The sequence below is a fragment of the Achromobacter agilis genome (genome assembly GCF_900496965.1).
Taxonomy (GTDB): domain Bacteria; phylum Pseudomonadota; class Gammaproteobacteria; order Burkholderiales; family Burkholderiaceae_B; genus Achromobacter; species Achromobacter agilis.
The window spans coordinates 371,868-390,211 of the sequence record NZ_UFQB01000002.1 but is presented as its reverse complement, the minus strand read 5'-3'; the positions used below and the strand labels follow the sequence as shown (position 1 = coordinate 390,211).

At 65.4% G+C, this 18,344-nt stretch carries 20 protein-coding genes and 1 pseudogene; 10 read left to right on the top strand and 11 right to left on the bottom strand.

Annotation, left to right across the window (positions count from 1 at the left end; genetic code table 11):
* Positions 1-134: 134 nt before the first annotated feature.
* From AGI3411_RS04050 to AGI3411_RS04040, 3 genes and pseudogenes are all read right to left on the bottom strand, one after another.
* Positions 135-1,070 (bottom strand): annotated as a pseudogene (locus AGI3411_RS04050) (IS110 family RNA-guided transposase); the annotation flags it as partial.
* 354 nt (positions 1,071-1,424) lie between these two features.
* On the bottom strand, positions 1,425-1,715 hold the full coding sequence (locus AGI3411_RS04045; RefSeq protein ID WP_129526118.1) for a hypothetical protein: 291 nt from the start codon (positions 1,713-1,715) through the stop codon (positions 1,425-1,427).
* Between the two features lie 39 nt (positions 1,716-1,754).
* Positions 1,755-2,291 carry a hypothetical protein gene (locus AGI3411_RS04040; RefSeq protein ID WP_129526117.1) on the bottom strand — a complete coding sequence of 179 codons (537 nt, stop codon included), beginning with the start codon at positions 2,289-2,291 and terminating at the stop codon, positions 1,755-1,757.
* 193 nt (positions 2,292-2,484) lie between these two features.
* Between AGI3411_RS04040 and AGI3411_RS04035 the strand changes: the two genes are divergently transcribed.
* The gene (locus AGI3411_RS04035; protein WP_208748011.1) at positions 2,485-3,177 is read left to right on the top strand and encodes a hypothetical protein; all 693 of its coding nucleotides are present in this window, start codon (positions 2,485-2,487) and stop codon (positions 3,175-3,177) included.
* Here AGI3411_RS04035 and AGI3411_RS04030 read toward each other — a convergent pair.
* Positions 3,134-3,607, bottom strand: a complete 474-nt coding sequence (locus AGI3411_RS04030; protein WP_043542298.1) for an Lrp/AsnC family transcriptional regulator — start codon at positions 3,605-3,607, stop codon at positions 3,134-3,136. The genes AGI3411_RS04035 and AGI3411_RS04030 overlap by 44 nt on opposite strands.
* Positions 3,608-3,715: 108 nt before the next feature.
* Between AGI3411_RS04030 and AGI3411_RS04025 the strand changes: the two genes are divergently transcribed.
* Positions 3,716-5,203 carry an aminotransferase class V-fold PLP-dependent enzyme gene (locus AGI3411_RS04025; RefSeq protein WP_129526116.1) on the top strand — a complete coding sequence of 496 codons (1,488 nt, stop codon included), beginning with the start codon at positions 3,716-3,718 and terminating at the stop codon, positions 5,201-5,203.
* A 44-nt stretch (positions 5,204-5,247) separates the two neighbouring features.
* Here AGI3411_RS04025 and AGI3411_RS04020 read toward each other — a convergent pair whose 3' ends face one another.
* Positions 5,248-6,024, bottom strand: coding sequence for an SDR family NAD(P)-dependent oxidoreductase (locus AGI3411_RS04020; RefSeq protein ID WP_129526115.1), 777 nt, complete (start codon positions 6,022-6,024; stop codon positions 5,248-5,250).
* Positions 6,021-7,331 (bottom strand): MFS transporter, encoded by a 1,311-nt coding sequence (locus tag AGI3411_RS04015; RefSeq protein WP_129526114.1) that lies wholly within the window; start codon positions 7,329-7,331, stop codon positions 6,021-6,023. The genes AGI3411_RS04020 and AGI3411_RS04015 overlap by 4 nt, the downstream gene beginning before the upstream one ends.
* Before the next feature lie 142 nt (positions 7,332-7,473).
* On the opposite strand from AGI3411_RS04015, the gene AGI3411_RS04010 reads away from it, so the two are divergent.
* Positions 7,474-8,265 carry an SDR family NAD(P)-dependent oxidoreductase gene (locus tag AGI3411_RS04010; RefSeq protein WP_129526113.1) on the top strand — a complete coding sequence of 264 codons (792 nt, stop codon included), beginning with the start codon at positions 7,474-7,476 and terminating at the stop codon, positions 8,263-8,265.
* Between the two features lie 3 nt (positions 8,266-8,268).
* Here the strand turns inward: AGI3411_RS04010 and AGI3411_RS04005 are convergent, their stop codons facing one another.
* The gene (locus AGI3411_RS04005; RefSeq protein ID WP_043542292.1) at positions 8,269-8,754 is read right to left on the bottom strand and encodes a MarR family winged helix-turn-helix transcriptional regulator; all 486 of its coding nucleotides are present in this window, start codon (positions 8,752-8,754) and stop codon (positions 8,269-8,271) included.
* A gap of 149 nt (positions 8,755-8,903) precedes the next feature.
* Between AGI3411_RS04005 and AGI3411_RS04000 the strand changes: the two genes are divergently transcribed.
* A complete protein-coding gene (locus tag AGI3411_RS04000) occupies positions 8,904-9,779 on the top strand; it encodes a cupin domain-containing protein (protein WP_129526112.1) in 876 nt (291 codons plus the stop codon).
* Positions 9,780-9,825: 46 nt separating this feature from the next.
* Here the strand turns inward: AGI3411_RS04000 and AGI3411_RS03995 are convergent, their stop codons facing one another.
* The 3 genes from AGI3411_RS03995 to AGI3411_RS03985 all read right to left on the bottom strand — a co-directional run bounded on the left by AGI3411_RS03995 (position 9,826) and on the right by AGI3411_RS03985 (position 11,371).
* Entirely contained in the window at positions 9,826-10,191 is a 366-nt protein-coding gene (locus AGI3411_RS03995) for a hypothetical protein (protein ID WP_129526111.1), read from the bottom strand.
* 145 nt (positions 10,192-10,336) lie between these two features.
* Positions 10,337-10,576 (bottom strand): hypothetical protein, encoded by a 240-nt coding sequence (locus AGI3411_RS03990; protein WP_129526110.1) that lies wholly within the window; start codon positions 10,574-10,576, stop codon positions 10,337-10,339.
* A gap of 165 nt (positions 10,577-10,741) precedes the next feature.
* Complete coding sequence (locus AGI3411_RS03985) at positions 10,742-11,371, bottom strand: LysE family translocator (RefSeq protein ID WP_129526109.1); 630 nt, start codon at positions 11,369-11,371, stop codon at positions 10,742-10,744.
* Between the two features lie 251 nt (positions 11,372-11,622).
* Here AGI3411_RS03985 and fmdA point away from each other — a divergent pair, with 251 nt between their 5' ends.
* Together fmdA and AGI3411_RS03975 are read left to right on the top strand one after the other, a co-directional pair.
* Entirely contained in the window at positions 11,623-12,852 is a 1,230-nt protein-coding gene (gene fmdA, locus AGI3411_RS03980; protein ID WP_129526108.1) for a formamidase, read from the top strand.
* An 11-nt stretch (positions 12,853-12,863) separates the two neighbouring features.
* Positions 12,864-13,196, top strand: a complete 333-nt coding sequence (locus AGI3411_RS03975) for a zinc ribbon domain-containing protein (protein WP_129526107.1) — start codon at positions 12,864-12,866, stop codon at positions 13,194-13,196.
* A 30-nt stretch (positions 13,197-13,226) separates the two neighbouring features.
* On the opposite strand, the gene AGI3411_RS03970 is transcribed toward AGI3411_RS03975, so the two are convergent.
* The gene (locus AGI3411_RS03970; RefSeq protein ID WP_165359051.1) at positions 13,227-13,730 is read right to left on the bottom strand and encodes a MarR family winged helix-turn-helix transcriptional regulator; all 504 of its coding nucleotides are present in this window, start codon (positions 13,728-13,730) and stop codon (positions 13,227-13,229) included.
* A gap of 138 nt (positions 13,731-13,868) precedes the next feature.
* On the opposite strand from AGI3411_RS03970, the gene badH reads away from it, so the two are divergent.
* The 4 genes from badH to aliA are packed head-to-tail and all read left to right on the top strand — an operon-like array spanning position 13,869 to position 18,332.
* Positions 13,869-14,636, top strand: a complete 768-nt coding sequence (gene badH / locus AGI3411_RS03965) for a 2-hydroxycyclohexanecarboxyl-CoA dehydrogenase (RefSeq protein WP_129526105.1) — start codon at positions 13,869-13,871, stop codon at positions 14,634-14,636.
* A 35-nt stretch (positions 14,637-14,671) separates the two neighbouring features.
* On the top strand, positions 14,672-15,454 hold the full coding sequence (gene badI / locus AGI3411_RS03960; RefSeq protein ID WP_129526104.1) for a 2-ketocyclohexanecarboxyl-CoA hydrolase: 783 nt from the start codon (positions 14,672-14,674) through the stop codon (positions 15,452-15,454).
* Positions 15,455-15,508: 54 nt separating this feature from the next.
* Entirely contained in the window at positions 15,509-16,660 is a 1,152-nt protein-coding gene (gene aliB / locus AGI3411_RS03955; RefSeq protein ID WP_129526103.1) for a cyclohexanecarboxyl-CoA dehydrogenase, read from the top strand.
* A 31-nt stretch (positions 16,661-16,691) separates the two neighbouring features.
* Complete coding sequence (gene aliA, locus AGI3411_RS03950; protein WP_129526102.1) at positions 16,692-18,332, top strand: cyclohexanecarboxylate-CoA ligase; 1,641 nt, start codon at positions 16,692-16,694, stop codon at positions 18,330-18,332.
* Positions 18,333-18,344 lie beyond the last annotated feature (12 nt).

Genomic DNA, 18,344 nt, shown 5'->3' with positions numbered 1-18,344 from the left:
GTTCGGCCACCTTGGCCCCTGCCTCGGCCTCCTTCAGCACCCCGATGATCTGTTCTTCCGTAAATCGTTTCTTCATTACCGTTCCTTTGTGAACGGACTCTACATCGATTTCGTACTAACCACGGGGAGCAGGTCACGCCGAAGCATAGATGCACCAGCTTTCTCATGGCCGCGCCCAGCGCGGCCATTCTGCTTTTTCCCGCCTGCAGCAGGCGCGCATAAAGGGCCTGGATATGAGGGTTTCGCCGAGTGCCCACGATGGCGGCCATGTAGAACGTGGCACGCACCCGGGCAGGGCCGGTCTTGGACAGGTGCGGCCGGCTATTGAGGCTGGTGCCTGACTGGCGTTGCACCGGCACCAGGCCCAGATAGGCGGCCAAGGCCTGGGCAGACTCGATGCGTTTGCTATGCATGATCGACAGGATCGCGCTGCTGGCCCGCGGACCGATGACCGGGATGCTGGTCAGTAATTCCCGGTCTTCCTTCAGGTCGGGATGACGATCGATGTGATCGTCAATGGCACGTTCCAGCCGCTTGATCTCTTCGCGTAGGAACATGATGGCCTTGGCGATAGACCCTTCGACCAAGGCTGGCGGATCACTGAACTGCGTCTTCTCCTGACGATTGAGTTCGCGCAACAGGTCCTTGCTCAGTGCCTCGCGCCGCGCCAACAAGGCGCGCAACTGCCGCGCATGCAAGGGCGCGGGGTGCCACAGCGCCGGTTTGAGCGCCTGACCGTAGCGGGCCAGCACGTAGCTATCGATCCCGTCGGTCTTGGAGCGCACGGCCAGCGCACCGGCAAAGTTGCGCACCTGGGCCGGATTGACCACCGACACACTGGCCGAAGCATCATGCAGCGCGGTGGCGGCCTGCTCGTGATACAGCCCCGTCGGCTCAAGCACGACATGCAATTGCTGCGGCTGGGCTCCTTGCTTGGCGCGCCATTGCAGCAACGTCTGGATGCCGGCCACCGAGTTGGGGACGACCTTGGTCTTGCGTTTGTCTCCGTCACTGCCAAGCAGCGCGCAATCCAGTTTCGCTTTGGAGACGTCGATTCCCAGAAAAAACATAGACTTAAGCTCCCTTGCCAATACCAAAGAAGCCGCTGCGCCCACTTTCCTTGTACATACAGGGTCCCAATGCCCTAGGCTACCGTCCAGTGTCCAGCCGGCTCAGAGGTGCGGATTCGAGGCTTAATCTACTAAACAAAGTCCAAGCTTTGGGTGTCAGAACAAGCTGCTCGAATCCGCTGTGGTGATAGCTAATCACCACGCCGACCAAGATACAAGGTGTCAACCTCTGAGGTTTCCCCACGAATTTTCAGGGGAACCTATTTGAAATCAGAGGTTTAAGATGCTGGGCGCAGTCAAGCGAGTCGCCGCAGGATGATCGGGGCGTGCATGGCGCTAGTCCTATACCCTTCGTCAGGCGACCAAATCGGTGGTCTGCTTGTAGCCTTCCGACACCTTGATGCGTTGGCCGTAATCCAGAGCCCAGCGGGTGACCTTTTTTTTGGGGGGCGGAAGCTGTAGCCCAAAGGTGCTGCCCACGCCCTTGGGCGCCTTGTTGACGATGGCCGGCTTGCCGCCGCCTCTGCCGCTTTCCAGCATGATCCGCTTGTCGTCGAAGGACGTGATATGGAAATAGGCGCCATGCGGGATAAAGGCGGCGCGCTCGAATACCGTGCCGACGGCGATTCCTTTCGTCGGGTCCACCTCGCCACCGGCCTCCGTGCCTGAAATAGAAATATCCGCTTATCCGATCTGCTGCTTGGAGCAGGTCTTCAGCGCCAGGGGCGTCAGGCTGATCCCCTTGGCGGTGCCCTTGAACCACTGCTGCAGGATATTCAGCGGAATGGACCTGCCCTGGGCGTCGAAGACCTGGATTTCCCGGCCGGACGCCAGCAGGGCGACCTGCTTCATGGTCGTGACCTTCTGCGGGCCTTCTTCGAAGTTGTCGGCGCGTGAGCCATTGGCCTGGTAGACCCCGTATCCGAAGGTGCAAGCCGTGGCCTGCGCGGCAGGGCGCTTGGCGGCGGTGACGGCGTCCTTGTAGGCCTGCATCTCGATCCTGGACGGGTCGCGCGAATTGCCGACGCAGTACGACACCGCGGAATTGCCGCTGGGATCGCTTTCCAGGGATTCCTTGCCGCAAGCAAAGGCGTCCTGGTATTCGCGCGTGTTCTTGTAGTTTGCTGGGTGGGCCAGCGCGTTCGGGCTGGCGCCCAACAGAACGCTGGTCGTCAGGGCGGCCGCAAACAGGCGGGCGGCGGTATTCAGGCCGATATTCATTGGGTTCTCCTTTGTTTTGTTCGTGCTCCCCTGTAGAACGGCACCGCGCTCGGAAACTAAAACCATCAAGGAATTCCAGAATCAGCCTGATCCTATATCTGCTATTGCCGCGCCTGGATATCTTTCCTTGCAGGCAGGCGGCCGCGGTTCGCGCGTTCCGGCGCCGGTTCATGGCACGGAAAGGAAATAGGGGATGCGCAAGCTGCGCTATTTGCTGAAGAGGGCACTGTTCAAGCTGTCTCCGCGGGCGGCTGAAAGGCTGGGCATGGACTTCAGGCTGCGCGCCGCGAACCGCCAGTTTCTGGAAGAGTCGGTTTTCGGCTATATCAACCGGATGGCAGCAGAGGCCCGCTGCCCGGTCAAGACGTTGTTCGTGGGTATCGACAAGCACAACTGGCACTATCCCCGCTTATTGAATACGGAGTTCCATTCGCTGGATATCGAGGCGCGCAAGGCGGTGTACGGCCAGCCCGGCAGGCATTGGACGGGCAGCGCCATTCGCATGGCCGAGTACTACGGCGGCAATGTGTTCGATGTTGTGGTGGCGAACGGGCTGCTGGGTTTCGGGATCGACGAGGCCGGGGGGTGCAGGCAACTGCTGGAAAATTGCGAAGCGGTGCTGAAGCCAGGAGGCTTGCTGGTGCTGGGCTACAACGACCGGGCCGACCGAGCGCCTTATCCGGTATTGCCCATGGCGCTTGGCTTGTTCGATGCATTCACGCCGCCCATCCCTAGCGTGGCCGGCCCGCTGCACCGCATCGACGATCCATTCCAGCACGCGTTCCTGTTCCTGCTGAAGCGCCGGCCGGCGGCCCATGCCGGCGCCGTGCCACCTGCAAGCGCTAGGCTTCCAGCTGCCGCAGGTCCGGAGGCCGGTTCTCGATAATGGCTTCCATGCTGAAGAAACCGGTCACGGTGGACAGTTCGAAGTCCGTGATCAGTTTCTGGTAGAAGCGGTCGTACCCGGCCATGCCCCGGCAGGCCACCTTGATCAGGTAGTCCCAATCCCCGCCGATGCGATAGAACTCCGTCACCTCGGGCAGCCGCTCGACGTGGCGGCGGAAACCGTCGGCCCAGTCCTTGGCATGGTGGCTGGTGCGGATCATTACGAACACCGTCAGGTCCAGCCCCAGCTCCACCAGATTGACCTCGGCCCGCGTGCCGCGAATGATCCCGCAGGCATTCAGGCGCTGCAGCCTGCGCCAGCAGGCGTTCTGCGAAAGTCCGACGCGATCGGCGAGCTCGCGTTGCGACAGGGAACCGTCTTTCAGCAGGCAGGAGATGATGCTTAGATCAAGTTTGTCTATTTTTTCCATTATTAAGATCAAATGACCCGTTTTTAGCGATTCTAGGCAAAATTTCGGTGATGTTTCAACGAGGTATCCATCGTATGATATTTCGAACTAGACCGGAACTCTTTCCCCATGAACGCCCCCTCCACTCAGCCCAGCCCGGCCGCAGCGCGGCCATTGCAGCAGTTCGAAGCTAGCCTGAAAACGGGCGACGTCGTCGCGGCGCTCGCCGACGGGCTGATCGGCAAGGACGCGCTGGTCGACGGCCCCTACGGCGCCAAGCCGCTGGTCTATGCCGACTACGTCGCTTCGGGCCGGGCGCTCATGCAGGTGGAGCGCTTCGTGCTGGAGCAGGTGCTGCCGTACTACGCGAATTCGCACACCGAGGCCTCTTTCTGCGGCGGCTACATCACGCGGCTGCGCCGCGAAGCGCGCGCGGCGATCGCCCGCTGCTGCGGCGCGTGCGATGAACATGCGGTGATCTTCGCCGGCTCCGGCGCCACGGCGGGCATCAACCGCCTGGTGCACCTGTTCGGCGTGCCCGCCGCGCTGGCGGCCGGCAGGAAGGTCCGGGTCATCATCGGGCCCTACGAGCACCATTCGAACATCCTGCCCTGGCGCGAGTGCGGAGCCGAACTTATCGAAGTGGCGGAAAGCCCGGAAGGCGGTCCCGACCTGGCCCAGCTCGACGCGGCCCTGGCCGGCGCCGGCGACGCGCTCGTCATCTGCGCCCTGTCCGCCGCTTCCAACGTGACGGGTATCGTGGCGGACGTGGCGGGGATCACGCGGCGGGTCAAGCAGGCGGGCGCCAAAATGCTGTGGGACTATGCCGGCGGCGCGCCCTACCTGCCCGTCAGCATGTCGCCCGCCGCCGACGCCCGCATCGACGCGATTGTCTTCTCGCCGCACAAATTCATCGGCGGGCCCGGCGCATCGGGCGTGCTGATCGTGCGCCGCGACGCGGTCCTCGATACCAAGCCCACCTGGCCCGGCGGCGGCACCGTAAAGTTCGTGTCGCCTGCCGGCCACGATTACAGCGGCAGCCTGGAAGCGCGCGAGGAAGCCGGCACGCCCAACGTGGTCGGGGATATCCGCGCCGCGTTGGCGCTGCTGGTGAAAGAGGCGCTGGGGGTAGACTTCATGCGCGAGCGGAATGCGTATTTCGTCCAGCGCGCGCTGGCCAGCTGGAAGGGCGCGCCGCAGCTCGAACTGCTGGGTTTGCTCACGGCTAACCGCTTGCCGATCTTTTCCTTCCGGGTGCGCAACGGCAAGGGCGGTTTCGTGCACCAGCAGCTGGTGACCCGCATGCTGAGCGACCGCTTCGGCATCCAGGCCCGTGGCGGCTGCGCCTGCGCCGGCCCCTACGTCCACCGTCTGCTGGGGATCGGCGAGGCCGAATCCAGCCGCATGCGCCAGGCCATTCTCGATGGCCGTGAAATCGAAAAACCCGGTTTCGTCCGGCTGAACTTCAGTGTGCTGCTGCCGGACGCGAAGGCCGACTTCATCATGGATTCGGTGCTGGCGCTGGCCGCGGACGCCACTGAATTCGAGCACCGCTACGGCTTCGATCCCAGCCGGGCCATCTTCTACCCGCAAAGCGGCGACAAGCAGGCAGCTTGACCAATCCGCAGAGCTGCCGGGCTTGCCTGCGGTCTCCGCAATGCTCAGGTTTCCAGGAATCCCGCTGCCAGGAAGCCGCCATCCACGGCCAGGGTATGGCCGTTGACGTAGGCAGCGCCGTCGCTTGCGAGAAAGGCCACGGCGCTGGCGATTTCCTCGGGTTCGCCATAACGGCGCTGCGGCACGCTACGGTAATACGACTGCCGGGTCTGCGGCGTATGGTGGTCCCGAGTCAGCGGCGTCTCGATGGGGCCGGGCGCCACGCAATTCGCCGTGATGCCCAGGGGCGCGAGCTCCACGGCCATCTGCCGCGTCAGCGCGATCAGCGCCGCCTTGGAGGCGCCATAGGCGCTGCGGCCGGGGCTGGCGCGCACGCCGCTGATCGACGCAATGTTGACGATGCGGCCCCAGCCCGCCCGGGCCATCAATGCCGCGGCGCGCTGCCCGCACAATAACGGCCCCGTCAGGTTCACGGCCAATACCTGGGACCAGAGTTCCAACGGATAATCCATGAACGGCCGGGCGCCCGCCATGCCGGCATTGTTGACCAGTACGTCGCAGCGTCCATGGTTCCGCTCGATATCGTTGAACACCGCGGCGATCGACGCCGGATTTCCTACGTCCATTGCCAGCGCATGCGCGCGGGAGCCCTGTTGTTGCAAGGATGCCGCTAGCGTTTCCGAGCCCGGTGCGTCCCGGTCGGCGATCAGCACGATCATGCCGTCCGCCGCCAGCCGGGAAGCGATCGCCCGGCCGATTCCCTGTGCGCCGCCCGTGACCAGCGCGACGCGGGGCGAAACAGAGGCGGCCGCGCGGTTCATCGGCGGCCTCCTACGCGCTCCACCAACCGGGCGGGGACCAGCAGCGTAAACACGACGCCCGCGAAGGCCGCGCACGCCAGCGTGTACATGCCCATGGCGGTGGCTCCGGTAGCCTCGCTGACTGCCCCCATCATGTACGGCGCGACGAACCCGGAGAGATTGCCGATCGACGTGATCAGCGCAAACCCGGTTGCCGCGGTCGCTCCTTTCAAAAACGCGGTCGGCAGGTTCCAGAACAGCGGAATGGTGGTGACGATTCCTGCCATGGCCACGATCAGCGCGCCAAACGACCACCAGGGATCCGCATGCCAGACCACGCTGAGCGCCAGGCTGACTCCGCCCAGCAGGCCGGCCGCTGCGAGGTGGCCGCGCCGTTCGCCGGTGCGGTCGGAATTCCAGGCCAGCGCCAGCATGGTGACGACGGCCGCCGCGTAGGGCAGCGCGGTCAGGAATCCGATCTGGCGCAGGTCCGAGAATCCCAATGTCTTGATCAGGGTCGGCAGCCAGAAGCTGACCCCATACAGCGCCGCGACAAACAGGAAGTAGATCAGGCACAGCATCCAGACGCGTCCATCCGACAGGCCGCGCGCAAAGCTGCCCGAACGGTGCTGGTCGGTATCGCCGACTTCCGCCTTTAACGCCGCTTTCTCCTGGCTGGTGAGCCAGCGTGCGTCATCGATCCTGTCCGGCACCATCGTCCAGAACAGGAAGCCAAGAAAGACGGCGGGCAGGCCTTCGCACAGGAACATCCATTGCCAGCCCTTGATCGGCAGGAAGTCCGGCGACGCGGTCATCAGCCAGGCGGACAGCGGGCTGCCGATAACGCCAGATATGGGCAGCGCCGTCATGAATGTGGCGATGACCCGGCCTCGCGTGCGCGCAGGAAACCACTGGCTGACATAGAGCATGATGCCGGGCGCGAAGCCGGCTTCCGCCACGCCGAGCAGGAACCGCACGACGTAAAAGGACATGGGCCCGGTCACGAACATGGTGCAGGCCGACAGGATGCCCCAGGTCACCATGATGCGCGTGATCCACATCCTGGCTCCAAGGCGGTGCAGCAGCATGTTGCTCGGCACTTCGAACAGGCAATAGCCGATGAAGAAAATGCCCGCGCCCAGTCCGTACGCCGCGCTGCTCAATCCTATGTCGGGCGCCATCTCCAGCTTTGCGAAGGCTACGTTGACCTTGTCCAGCTGGTTCACGACCAGGCTGACCAGGATGATGGGGATCAAGCGCCAGAATATTTTGGAGTCGGTGGTTCGATCGACGGGGGCCGGTATGGGCGATTGCAGCGTGCTGCTCATGAATGTCTCCATTGACTACGCGATCTTGGCCGCGTAAAGTTATTATCAAACGATAATATATATCGGCATCGGGCGCAGAAGTGGAGTCACGTGTCCTAGGACTATCCCTAGGCTATCGCGCCCAAGGAAAAAGGAGTGCTTTATGGATTACTTCCTCGGCAAGACCGTGGCCGTCACCGGCGCGGGCAGCGGCATTGGCCGGGCCACCGCCGATGCCGCCGCGGCGCGCGGCGCGCGCGTGCTGGCGTTGGATCGGGACCAGGAGGCGCTGGATGCCATGCGAGCGGACTTCGGCGCGCATGGCTGGACGATGACGCCGGTGCCGGTCGACATCGCCCAGGAGTCCTCCATACGCGCAGCCGTCGCGGAGGGACTGGCCGCGGTGGGTAGCGTCGATCTGCTGGTCAACAGCGCCGGCATCGTATCTCGCGGCCTGTTCGACACGACGTCCGCTGAGGAATGGCGCCGGGTGCTGGACGTCAATTTGTCGGGCACGTTCCTGATGCTGCAGCAGATGCTGCCCCTGTTGAAGGCTGGCGAGGGCCGGGCGGTGGTGAACGTGGCCTCGCTGGCAGCCAAGCGGGTGTCGTACACCGGTGGCGTCAGCTACACCGCGGCCAAGGCCGGCGTGCTGGGGCTGACGCGCCATGCCGCATTCGAACTGGCCGCGGAGCGCATCCGCGTTAACGCCGTGTGTCCCGGGCCCGTGCTGACCGCCATGACGGAGCGGCACATTCCGATGGACGAGCGCCGGAAAGTTGCCGCCATGGTGCCTTTGGGCGACTGGATGAGTCCCGCGGACGTGGCGGAGGCAATCCTGTTCCTGGGCAGCCCCGCGGCGCGCATGATCACCGGAACCACGCTGGATGTGGACGGCGGACTATCCTTGGTGACCGGAAGCTCCTACGAAGACTACCGCCGGGCCCGCGGCTAGGTCTCAGGCCTGGCCGCGCTTGCCTTCGAACAGAATCGCGGACAGGCGTTCGACGTCGTCCTCGTCATAGCTGGAACTGGCCATCAGCCGTTCCAGCAGATTGTTCAGCGCCACGATCTCTACGGCGCTGAAATCGCGCAGAGCATGGCGCTGGACTTCGAGGACGATGCGGGTGCCGGCTTCTTGCGCGCGGCGTCCCGGGTTGGTCAGGGTATAGCGAGTGGCGCGGCCATCGTCCGGATCGGGCATGGCCACGACCATGTTCACTTCGCGCAGCTTCTGAAGGCAGCGTCCGGTCTGCACGGGGGTCAGCAGCATGTCGCGGCCGATTTCGGTCGAGATGCTGCCGGGAGCTTCCGCCAGCTTTACCAGCACGCGCCATTCCAACGCGCGTATGCCCAAATGGCGTGCGAACAGTTCTTCCGCCATTCCCAGAATGGATTCGGCGATGCGGCGTACCCGGTAGGCGGCGAGTTCTTTGAAGTGCATGGGGCGTTGCGGGCTCGTGTGCAAGCGGAGATTCTATGCGAGCACCGCGCCGGACGGGGAGGCGAGGGCGCCGGCGCAGCGGAAACGGTTGTGCCTATATATTATCAATTGATAATATATGGGTGTTGAAACAGAACGAGGAGACTGACGTGGACACATTGCCAGAGGCAAAGTCGCCAGCGCGCGGGCAGCGCGAACCAGGCGTGTATGTATTCGATGTTTCGGACCAGCCCTGGCAGGGCGTGGGCAAGAGCGGGCTGGCGCAGAAGATCGTGCGCAGGGACGACCGTACGGGCCATTCGTTCGGATTCATGTCTTTCGACACGTTGACCCGCACGGGCGTGCATCAGCATCTGGGACCGGCGTTCAGCTATTTCCTGGCGGGCGGGTTGACCGATTACCAAGGCACCACCGCGGCGGGCGAACTCGGAATCAATTTCACGGGATCGACGCATGACGCCATTGCCTACCAGGCGACTCTCTCTGTAGGCCGCATGGAAGGGCCCGTGGCTTATGGTCCCGACATCCAGCATTCGCTGCACGCGGGCAATCGCCACGCCGAGTTCGACAACCAGTTTCCGGAACATCTTCCGGATCTGAACATCGCGGTGGCTTCGGTCACCGTGACGGGGACCCGCGTGGCGGGGCTGACGCGGCGGTTGGTATACGACTATGCCCACACGCCTCATACGCGCCGGGTGACCCAGCTGATGCTGCTGCCGGGCACCACGGTGCCGGCGCATCGCCTGACGGCGCTGGTCGACATGTATGTGCTGGGCGGCGACCTCACGCTTGCGGCGAACGATAGGGCTACGCACGCCAGGGCGGGGGATTTCGTCGTCATGGAACCAGGCACGCAGCTCACCTTCTCGTCGCGCTACGGCGCCAGCCTGCTGATCTGGGCGGACGGGCCGTCGATGTGGGAAGAAGGCCCTGCCAGTCCAGAGCTATACGGCTTTACCTCGGCACATGGCGATCCGCTGAGATTCGGCAACCGGGCGCCGACGGAATTGCAGCGGCGTTGATATGGCTGGCAGGAGCCGCGCCGTTGGCAAGGGCGCGGCTCCCCGGTCAATCCTTCATCTGCGGGCCGCAGGTTCTGATCCACGCGGCCTTCAGGTCCGTCAATTCGTCGGATGCGTCGGTCATGGCGCGCACGGTTTTCTCCGGAAACGCCACGCCATCGCGGCGGCAGGCCTCGAACTCGTCCGCCAGCGCGAACCGGGCATCCAGCAGGTCCAGTCGGCCCTGGCACAGCGCGTGGTTCAACTGCAGGTCGTTGGCCATTTCGCGCGTGCGCTGCACGTCTTGCGCGCGTGCAATGTCCGCCCGCGCGGCTTCGATTTCGGCCACGCATTCGCTGCTGGCCGCGTGCGCGGCGGCGCTGGCGGCGGAGAACAACAGGACGGCGAAAAGACGGCGGGCAAAAGCGGGCATGCGTGAAACCTTGGCGTTGCGGACGGAACGGTCTGCATCATAACTGCTGCGCGCCGCGCGCCAGCCTCGCCGGCGCCTCCGCGGGCTCTGGCAGTCCTGATGGCCGGCCGCGGGCGCGCCAGCCGTCTGAGGCCAGGCGTGGTGGTCATTTGCTTGGGGGGCGATGGGCGACGGCGACGGCTATCGTGTCGTCGGGCAGCCGGTATTTGCCGCCTTGGAGCCATGTCACGAGCTCGCCCGTCGGCAATGAGCAGGTGTACTGCGGCTGCGGTGATGCTTTCATCGGCGCGCCTGCCTCGGGTAAGGGAGTTGCCTGCAGGCGCATGTTCCCGTGGCGCTTTGCCTGGCTATCGCCTGGCGTCTGCTTTCGGATGTCATCGTGCATGACGGGCATCCTTCAAAAGTAGACGGCCAGAGGGGGGGGGATGAAATAAATCGATATGGATTCGCAATGGTGTTGCGGCGCCAGGGGAGCTGATGGCGCAAGTCCCATCGCCGGGTTGCGCAGGATTGCGGCAACCGTGCGCGGCGGCAGAATGCTGCCCGGCGGTCAGTCCGTGACGCGCGCCGTCCAGATCAGGCGCAGGCCCAGGCCGCCAATGGCGCCCGCGGCCACGCGGTCGATGCCGGCCTTGGACCGCAGATACAGTTCACGGGGACGGCGGCTGGACAGGCATAAGGCTACCGTCGAGTACCAACCCGCTTCCACGAGGAACACCAGAGGCGGCAGCGCGAAGTAGCACCACAGCGGTGGGTTGTGCGGCAGCAGCGAAGCGAAGATGCTGCCATAGGCGATGGCCGTCTTGGGATTGCTGAGCTGGGTGGCCAGGGCCGTCAGGAAGGCTTTGCGGGTGCCTTGTCCGCCCGGGATGCCGTGCAGGGCCAGCGGCTCTTTGGCGCCGCGCCACATCTTGCACGCGAGATACACGAGGTACAGCCCCCCGGCGATTTTCAGGCCGATATAAAGCCAGCCGACCGTTGCCAGCACCGTGTACAGGCCGACCAGCGCCACGCCGCTGAACAGGACGCCGCCCACCCCCATGCCCAACGCCGCGGCCAGACCGGCCTGACGCGAGGAGCCCACCGCGGTTCGAGCAACGACGACGAAACTCGGGCCAGGGCTCATTGCGCCGACCAGAAGCGCCACGAGAATGGCGGTGATTGCGGTTGAGATTGCCATGATGGATCCGATTTCTGCGCACGCGCAGCAGGTTGTTGGACGATGTGACGTTGCCAGCGGAAGGGCCAGTATAGGGTCGGCCAGGCAGATATCTTCTACTGGTCGGAATCCCAGTTTACGGCTGCCCGAATCTCGCCTACTGTGCTTCACATATCAACGATCCGCCGGCGGGCCGAGTTGCCCGCGGGCAACAGCGGATCGGTGATGGAAATTTCTGTTTTATCAACACGTTACGCTGGAGATGAAAGAGAATGACTGACACGCTCATCAAGGTCGATCTGGCCCAATCCCCCTACGACAACGCGCAGATCCACAACCGCTGGCATCCGGACATTCCCATGGCCGTGTGGGTGAAGCCGGGGGATGACTTCGTCCTGGAAACCTACGACTGGACCGGCGGCGCGATCAAGAACGACGATAGCGCCGACGACGTCCGCGACGTGGATCTGACCACGGTGCACTTCCTGTCCGGCCCGGTGGGCGTGGAAGGGGCCGAACCCGGGGACCTGCTGGTGGTTGACCTCCTGGATATCGGCGCCAAGCCCGAGAGCATGTGGGGCTTCAACGGTTTTTTCAGCCGCAATAATGGCGGGGGCTTCCTGACCGAGCATTTTCCGCATGCGCAGAAGTCCATCTGGGATTTCCATGGCATGTTTACGTCGTCGCGGCATATTCCCGGCGTGAATTTCGCGGGCCTGATCCATCCGGGGCTGATCGGCTGCCTGCCCGACAAAAAGCTGCTGGATACCTGGAACCGGCGCGAGCAGGCGCTGATCGATACCAACCCGAACCGCGTGCCGCCGCTGGCCAATCCGCCCGCGCCCAAGACCGCCCACATGGGCGGCCTGCAAGGCGCGGACCGCGACCGCGCGGCGGCCGAGGGCGCGCGCACGGTGCCGCCGCGGGAACATGGCGGCAACTGCGACATCAAGGATCTTTCGCGCGGCGCCCGCGTCTTTTTCCCGGTCTATGTGAAGGGCGGGGGCCTGTCGGTCGGCGACCTGCATTTCTCGCAGGGCGATGGCGAGATCACGTTCTGCGGCGCCATCGAGATGGCGGGCTGGGTGCACATGCGTGTGTCGCTGATCAAGGGCGGCATGGAGAAATACGCGATCAAGAATCCCATCTTCAAACCCAGCCCGATCGCGCCTGCCTACAAGGACTTCCTGATCTTCGAGGGCATCTCGGTGGACGAGTCGGGCAAGCAGCACTACCTGGACGTGAACGTCGCATACCGCCAGGCTTGCCTGAACGCCATCGAATACCTGAAGAAGTTCGGCTATTCGGGCGCCCAGGCCTATTCCCTGCTGGGCTGCGCGCCGGTGCAGGGGCACATCAGCGGCGTTGTCGATATTCCCAACTCCTGCGCGACGCTGTGGCTGCCGACCGAGATCTTCGACTTCGACATCCAGCCGTCCGCGTCAGGTCCCGTCAAACACATCCAGGGCGGCGTCGATATGCCGTTGTCCCGCGACCGCTAGGAGAGACCGCGATGCCCATGTACGACTATGCCTGCGGCCGCTGCGGCGAATTCGCGGCGCTGGTGCCCCTGGCACGCTGGCGCGATCCGGCCGCCTGCCCGAAATGCGGAGAGCCGTCAGGCCGCATCGTGGGCGGGGCGCCCGCGATCTCGGCGCTGTCTTCCGCCGTGAACCGGGCGCGCGCGGCCAACGAGCGCAGCGCGCACGAGCCGCGCAGCTCGCGCTCGGGCCACGGCATGAATTGCGGGTGCTGTTCCGGCGGCGGCAAGGCCGGCAAGACGCGCACGGCCCCGGACGGGGCGAAATCATTCGCGGGCGCAAGGCCCTGGATGATCAGCCACTGAGCGGTAACGGGCTCGCGGCGCGCCGCGAGCCTATTGTTCTTCGCCGCGCGGCGCGGCGTCGTCCAGGCGCTGCATGTTTTCCAGCAGCTTCAGCAGATAGTGCAATGTGTGGCTGAGGTCTCCCATCGAGAACTCGTCCAGCGCGCTTTCATAGTATTCGTGTATGCGTGGCAGCGCGTCCTGCGTCCAGACCTTGCGGCCGGATTCCGTCATGGTGACCAGGCGCGAGCGGCGGTCGCGTCCGTCGGGCGCGCTGGCGATATGGCCGTCGCGCTCCATCCGGCTGATCAGGCCCGACAGGCTTTGCCGGCTGACCATCAGGTAGCGGGCCAGATCCCCCACGCTGATGCCCGCTTGCGCCTCGGGCCGCGACAGCGCGCCCAGCACCGCCCACTGCTGGGTGGTGAGCCCCAGGTGTTCCACTGCCCGGCTGCCGGTTTTATGCAGCATGTTTGCGCATTGATACAACCTGAAAAACAAGCGGTTGGCCAGCTCCATTCGCGCGATTTCTGTGTTTTTTTTAGGGTTTTCCATAGTGGGTGCTTTGCGTTTCCAGCCTTGATTACCTGTATCGACGGTCGCTAATATAGGTAAACATATTTACGTATTTGGGTGGCGTATCCAGCCAGTCGGGTAAGGATACCAAGCCCCGCAACCTGGGCAGAGGAAATCATGCAAAGACTGAGCGGCAGGACGGCGATCGTGACGGGCGGCGGTGGCGGCATCGGCGGGGCCACCTGTCGGCGCCTGGCGCGGGAGGGCGCGGCCGTGGCCGTGCTGGACCTGGATCCGGAAGCGGCCGGCGCCGTCGCGGCCGACATCGAGTCCGAGGGCGGCCGGGCGCTGGCCCTGCGCTGCGACATCACGCGCCGCGACGAGGTCGACGCTGCCGTCGCCGCGGTCGAGTCGGGGTTGGGCCCGGTCGACGTGCTGGTGAACAACGCGGGCTGGGACATCTTCAAACCCTTCACGAAAACGGAGCCCGTCGAATGGGAGCGGCTCATCGCCATCAACCTGGTGGGCGCGCTGCACATGCATCACGCGGTGCTGCCCGGCATGGCGGCGCGCAAGGCGGGTCGCATCGTCAACGTCGCGTCCGACGCGGCCCGGGCGGGCTCGTCGGGCGAGGCCGTCTACGCGGCCTGCAAGGGCGGGTTGGTGGCGTTCTCCAAGACCATCGCGCGCGAGCATGCGCGGCACGGCATTACGGTGAACGTGGTGTGCCCGGGGCCGACCGACACCGCGCTGTTCGCCGCCTACAAGGAGGGCGCCGGCAACCCCGAGAAGCTGGTCGAGGCCTTTACGCGGGCCATTCCGCTTGGGCGCATCGGCCAGCCGGAAGACCTGCCCGGCGCGATCCTGTTCTTCGCCAGCGACGACGCCGCTTACGTCACCGGGCAGGTGCTGAGCGTCTCCGGCGGCCTCACCATGAACGGCTGAGCGGGCCGTTTCCCTTCTTTCCTGGAACATCTCCCATGAACTACGAAGACATCCTCTACGAAGTCCGCAGCGGCGCGGCCTGGATCACGATCAACCGGCCCGAACGGATGAATGCATTCCGCGGGCGCACCTGCGATGAACTCATTCACGCGCTCAACCGCGCGGGCTACGCGCCGGAGATCGGCGTGATCGTGCTGGCGGGCGCCGGCGATAAGGCCTTCTGCACCGGAGGCGACCAGTCCGCGCACGCCGGACAGTACGACGGGCGCGGCACCATCGGGCTGCCGATGGAAGAACTGCACAGCGCCATCCGCGACGCTCCCAAGCCCGTCATCGCGCGGGTGCAGGGTTACGCGATCGGCGGCGGCAATGTGCTGTGCACCCTCTGCGACTTCACGATCGCGTCCGAGCGGGCCGTGTTCGGCCAGGTGGGGCCGAAGGTGGGCTCGGTGGATCCGGGCTACGGCACCGCCTTTCTGGCGCGGGTGGTGGGCGAGAAGCGGGCGCGCGAAATCTGGTATCTGTGCCGCCGCTATTCCGCCGCCGAAGCGCTGGCCATGGGCCTGGTCAATGCCGTGGTGCCGCCGGACCAGCTGGACGCCGAAGTGCAGAAATGGTGCGACGAAATCATGGAAAAGAGCCCGACCGCCATCGCGATCGCCAAGCGGTCGTTCAACATGGATACGGCGCACCAGGCGGGCATCGCGGGTATGGGCATGTACGCCCTGAAGCTGTACTACGACACGGACGAGTCGCGCGAAGGCGTGAAGGCCTTCCAGGAAAAGCGCAAGCCCGATTTCCGCCGCTACGCCAAGTAGCGCCGCGCCCACGCACGCGCTCGCCGCCATGTCCGGCGGGCCGCAGGAGACGAGATGAATCCCTATATCGACGAGGACCTGGCGGCGCTGTCGGAGCACGCCGGGCGTTTCGCGGCCGGGCGCGTGGCGCCGGGCTTTCTTGAACGCGACGCGACGCGGACGCTGGACCGCGGGCTGATGCTGGAGATGGGCGGCATGGGTTTCATCGCGCCCGAGCTGCCCGAAGCGCACGGCGGACAGGGGCTGGGCAGCCTGGCCGCCGGCGTGATCCACGAGCAGATCGCGCGCGCGGACCTCAGCCTGTCGTACATCAATCTGCTGGCATCCCTGAACGGCCAGATCCTGGCGCAGCACGGCAAGCCGGAAGTGGCGCGGCCGTGGTTGGTTCGCCTGACTCGCGGCGAGGCGCTGCTTGCGATTGCGCTGACCGAGCCGCGCGGCGGATCCGACGCGGCCAACCTGCGGTTGCGGGTGGAGCGCGGCGCGGGCCACTATGTGCTCAATGGCGAAAAGGCGTCCATTTCCGCCGCCGACCAGGCGGACGCCGCGGTGGTGTTTGGCCGCAGCGGCACGGTGGAGTCCGGCGCGCGGGGCGTCACGGCTCTGCTGGTGCCGATGGACCTGCCGGGCATTACCCGCAATCGCTACGACTGCCACGGGCAGCGGGCGATCGGCCGGGGTTCGCTGTTCTTCGAGAACGTGCGCGTGCCGGCCGACCATCTGCTGGGGCAGGAGGGCGAGGGCTTCGTCCAGGTCATGCAGGGCTTCGATTATTCGCGCGCGCTGATCGGCCTGCAGGTGCTGGCCGTTGCGCGGGCCGCGCTGGACGAGACCTGGGCGCACGCGGCGCAGCGCGAGGCTTTCGGCAAGCCCTTGTCGGCGTTCCAGGGCGTGTCGCATCCGCTGGCCGAAGGCGAAACCCAGGTCGAGGCTGCGCGCCTGCTGTGCCTGCAGACCCTGTGGCTGAAAGACCGCCGGCTGCCGCATAGCGCGCAGGCCGCCATGTGCAAGTGGTGGGGGCCGAAGCTGGCCTACGACGTGGTGCACCAATGCCTGTTGACGTTCGGCCACGGCGGCTACGACCGCGGCGTCATGGAGCAGCGCCTGCGCGATGTGCTGGGCTTCCAGATCGGAGATGGCACGGCGCAGATCATGAAGACCATCATTGCGCGCACCCGGGCCGGGCGCGAGGCGGTGCCGGCCTGAAGCCGGCCTGGATACCATCGGAGAGAAAAACATGGAATTCGATGCTGTACTGATTGCGCCGAGACGGCAGCAAAGCGTTGCGCGCGGCTGGTGGCGGGACCGCACCATCAATGACTTCCTGGACCGGGGCGTGGCGTCGCACCCCGACAAGCCGGCGCTGACGGCCGTGCATACCGACAGTGCGGACGTCAGGCGCTTCACGTATCGCGAACTGGCGGGCATGGCCGACCGGGTGGCGGTGGGGCTTGTGAAGCTCGGCGTCGGGGCGGGCGATGTGGTGGCCTGCCAGTTGCCCAACGGCTGGCAATTCGTCGTGACCTACCTGGCGTGCTCGCGCATCGGCGCCGTGATGAACCCGTTGATGCACATCTTCCGGCAGCGCGAGCTGTCTTTCATGCTGCGCCATGGCGAGGCGCGCGTTTTCATCGTGCCGCAGCGGTTCCGCGGTTTCGACTATCCCGCGATGGCCGAAGGCTTGCGCGCCGATCTGCCGAACCTGGAGCGCGTGATCGCGGTGGGCGGCCCCGGTCCCGGCAGTTTCGAAGCGCTGCTGGCTGAACCCCGCTGGGAAGCGGAAGCCGGCGCGCGCGATATCCTCGGCCGCTCACGGCCGGGGCCGGACGACGTTACGCAACTGATCTACACGTCCGGCACCACCGGCGAGCCCAAGGGTGTAATGCACACGGCCAACACCACGTTCTCCAACATCGCCGCGTATGCCGACCGCCTGGGGCTGGGCGCGGACGACGTGGTGCTGATGGGATCGCCGATGGCGCACCAGACCGGCTTCATGTACGGCTTGATGATGCCGCTCTACCTGGGCTGCGAAGCGGTAACGCTGGACGTCTGGAACCCCGCCGCCGCGGCCGGCCTGATCCGCGAGCACGGGGCAACGTTCAGCATGGCGTCCACGCCGTTTCTGACGGACCTGGCGCGCGAGGTCGCGCAGTCGGGGCAGGGCGTGCCCACGCTGCGCACCTTCCTGTGCGCGGGCGCGCCGATTCCGGGCCCGCTGGTGGAGCAGGCTCGGCAGGTGCTGGGGGCGAAGATCATTTCCGCGTGGGGCATGACGGAAAACGGCGCGGTCACGCTGACCCGGCCGCAAGATGACGACGTCCGCGCCTACACCAGCGACGGCTGCCCGCTGCCAGGCGTCGAGATCAAGGTGGTGGACGCGTCCGGCGCGGCGCAGCCCGCCGGCGTGGTGGGCAATTTGTGGCTGCGTTCCTGCTCCAACTTCGGCGGCTATCTGAAGCGGCCCCAGCTGAACGCAACCGACGCCGAGGGCTGGTTCGATACCGGTGACATGGCCCGCATCGACGAACAGGGTTATCTGCGCATCACCGGACGCAGCAAGGACGTGATCATCCGCGGCGGCGAGAACATCCCGGTGGTTGAAATCGAGTCCCTGCTGTATCGGCATCCGGCCATCGGCCAGGCGGCGATCGTGGCCTATCCGGACGAGCGCCTGGGTGAACGGGCGTGCGCCGTGGTCACGCTCAAGCCCGGCTGCGCCCTGGAGCTGCCCGGGCTGGTGGATTTTCTGAAGGGGCATGGCGTGGCGCTGCAGTACATCCCGGAACGGCTGGAGGTGCGCGACAGCCTGCCCAGCACGCCGACCGGCAAGGTACAGAAATTCCGCCTGCGGGAAATGCTGCGGGACGGCGGCTAGGGCCGCCGCCGC

Excerpts from the sequence above, each read along its gene's own strand:
- AGI3411_RS04040 (WP_129526117.1), bottom strand. The coding sequence starts at position 2,291 with ATGAATATCGGCCTGAATACCGCCGCCCGCCTGTTTGCGGCCGCCCTG.
- AGI3411_RS04035 (WP_208748011.1), top strand. The coding sequence starts at position 2,485 with ATGCGCAAGCTGCGCTATTTGCTGAAGAGGGCACTGTTCAAGCTGTCT.
- AGI3411_RS04030 (WP_043542298.1), bottom strand. The coding sequence starts at position 3,607 with ATGGAAAAAATAGACAAACTTGATCTAAGCATCATCTCCTGCCTGCTG.
- AGI3411_RS04025 (WP_129526116.1), top strand. The coding sequence starts at position 3,716 with ATGAACGCCCCCTCCACTCAGCCCAGCCCGGCCGCAGCGCGGCCATTG.
- AGI3411_RS04020 (WP_129526115.1), bottom strand. The coding sequence starts at position 6,024 with ATGAACCGCGCGGCCGCCTCTGTTTCGCCCCGCGTCGCGCTGGTCACG.
- AGI3411_RS04015 (WP_129526114.1), bottom strand. The coding sequence starts at position 7,331 with ATGAGCAGCACGCTGCAATCGCCCATACCGGCCCCCGTCGATCGAACC.
- AGI3411_RS04010 (WP_129526113.1), top strand. The coding sequence starts at position 7,474 with ATGGATTACTTCCTCGGCAAGACCGTGGCCGTCACCGGCGCGGGCAGC.
- AGI3411_RS04005 (WP_043542292.1), bottom strand. The coding sequence starts at position 8,754 with ATGCACTTCAAAGAACTCGCCGCCTACCGGGTACGCCGCATCGCCGAA.
- AGI3411_RS03995 (WP_129526111.1), bottom strand. The coding sequence starts at position 10,191 with ATGCCCGCTTTTGCCCGCCGTCTTTTCGCCGTCCTGTTGTTCTCCGCC.
- AGI3411_RS03990 (WP_129526110.1), bottom strand. The coding sequence starts at position 10,576 with ATGCACGATGACATCCGAAAGCAGACGCCAGGCGATAGCCAGGCAAAG.
- AGI3411_RS03985 (WP_129526109.1), bottom strand. The coding sequence starts at position 11,371 with ATGGCAATCTCAACCGCAATCACCGCCATTCTCGTGGCGCTTCTGGTC.
- fmdA (WP_129526108.1), top strand. The coding sequence starts at position 11,623 with ATGACTGACACGCTCATCAAGGTCGATCTGGCCCAATCCCCCTACGAC.
- AGI3411_RS03975 (WP_129526107.1), top strand. The coding sequence starts at position 12,864 with ATGCCCATGTACGACTATGCCTGCGGCCGCTGCGGCGAATTCGCGGCG.
- AGI3411_RS03970 (WP_165359051.1), bottom strand. The coding sequence starts at position 13,730 with ATGGAAAACCCTAAAAAAAACACAGAAATCGCGCGAATGGAGCTGGCC.
- badH (WP_129526105.1), top strand. The coding sequence starts at position 13,869 with ATGCAAAGACTGAGCGGCAGGACGGCGATCGTGACGGGCGGCGGTGGC.
- badI (WP_129526104.1), top strand. The coding sequence starts at position 14,672 with ATGAACTACGAAGACATCCTCTACGAAGTCCGCAGCGGCGCGGCCTGG.
- aliB (WP_129526103.1), top strand. The coding sequence starts at position 15,509 with ATGAATCCCTATATCGACGAGGACCTGGCGGCGCTGTCGGAGCACGCC.
- aliA (WP_129526102.1), top strand. The coding sequence starts at position 16,692 with ATGGAATTCGATGCTGTACTGATTGCGCCGAGACGGCAGCAAAGCGTT.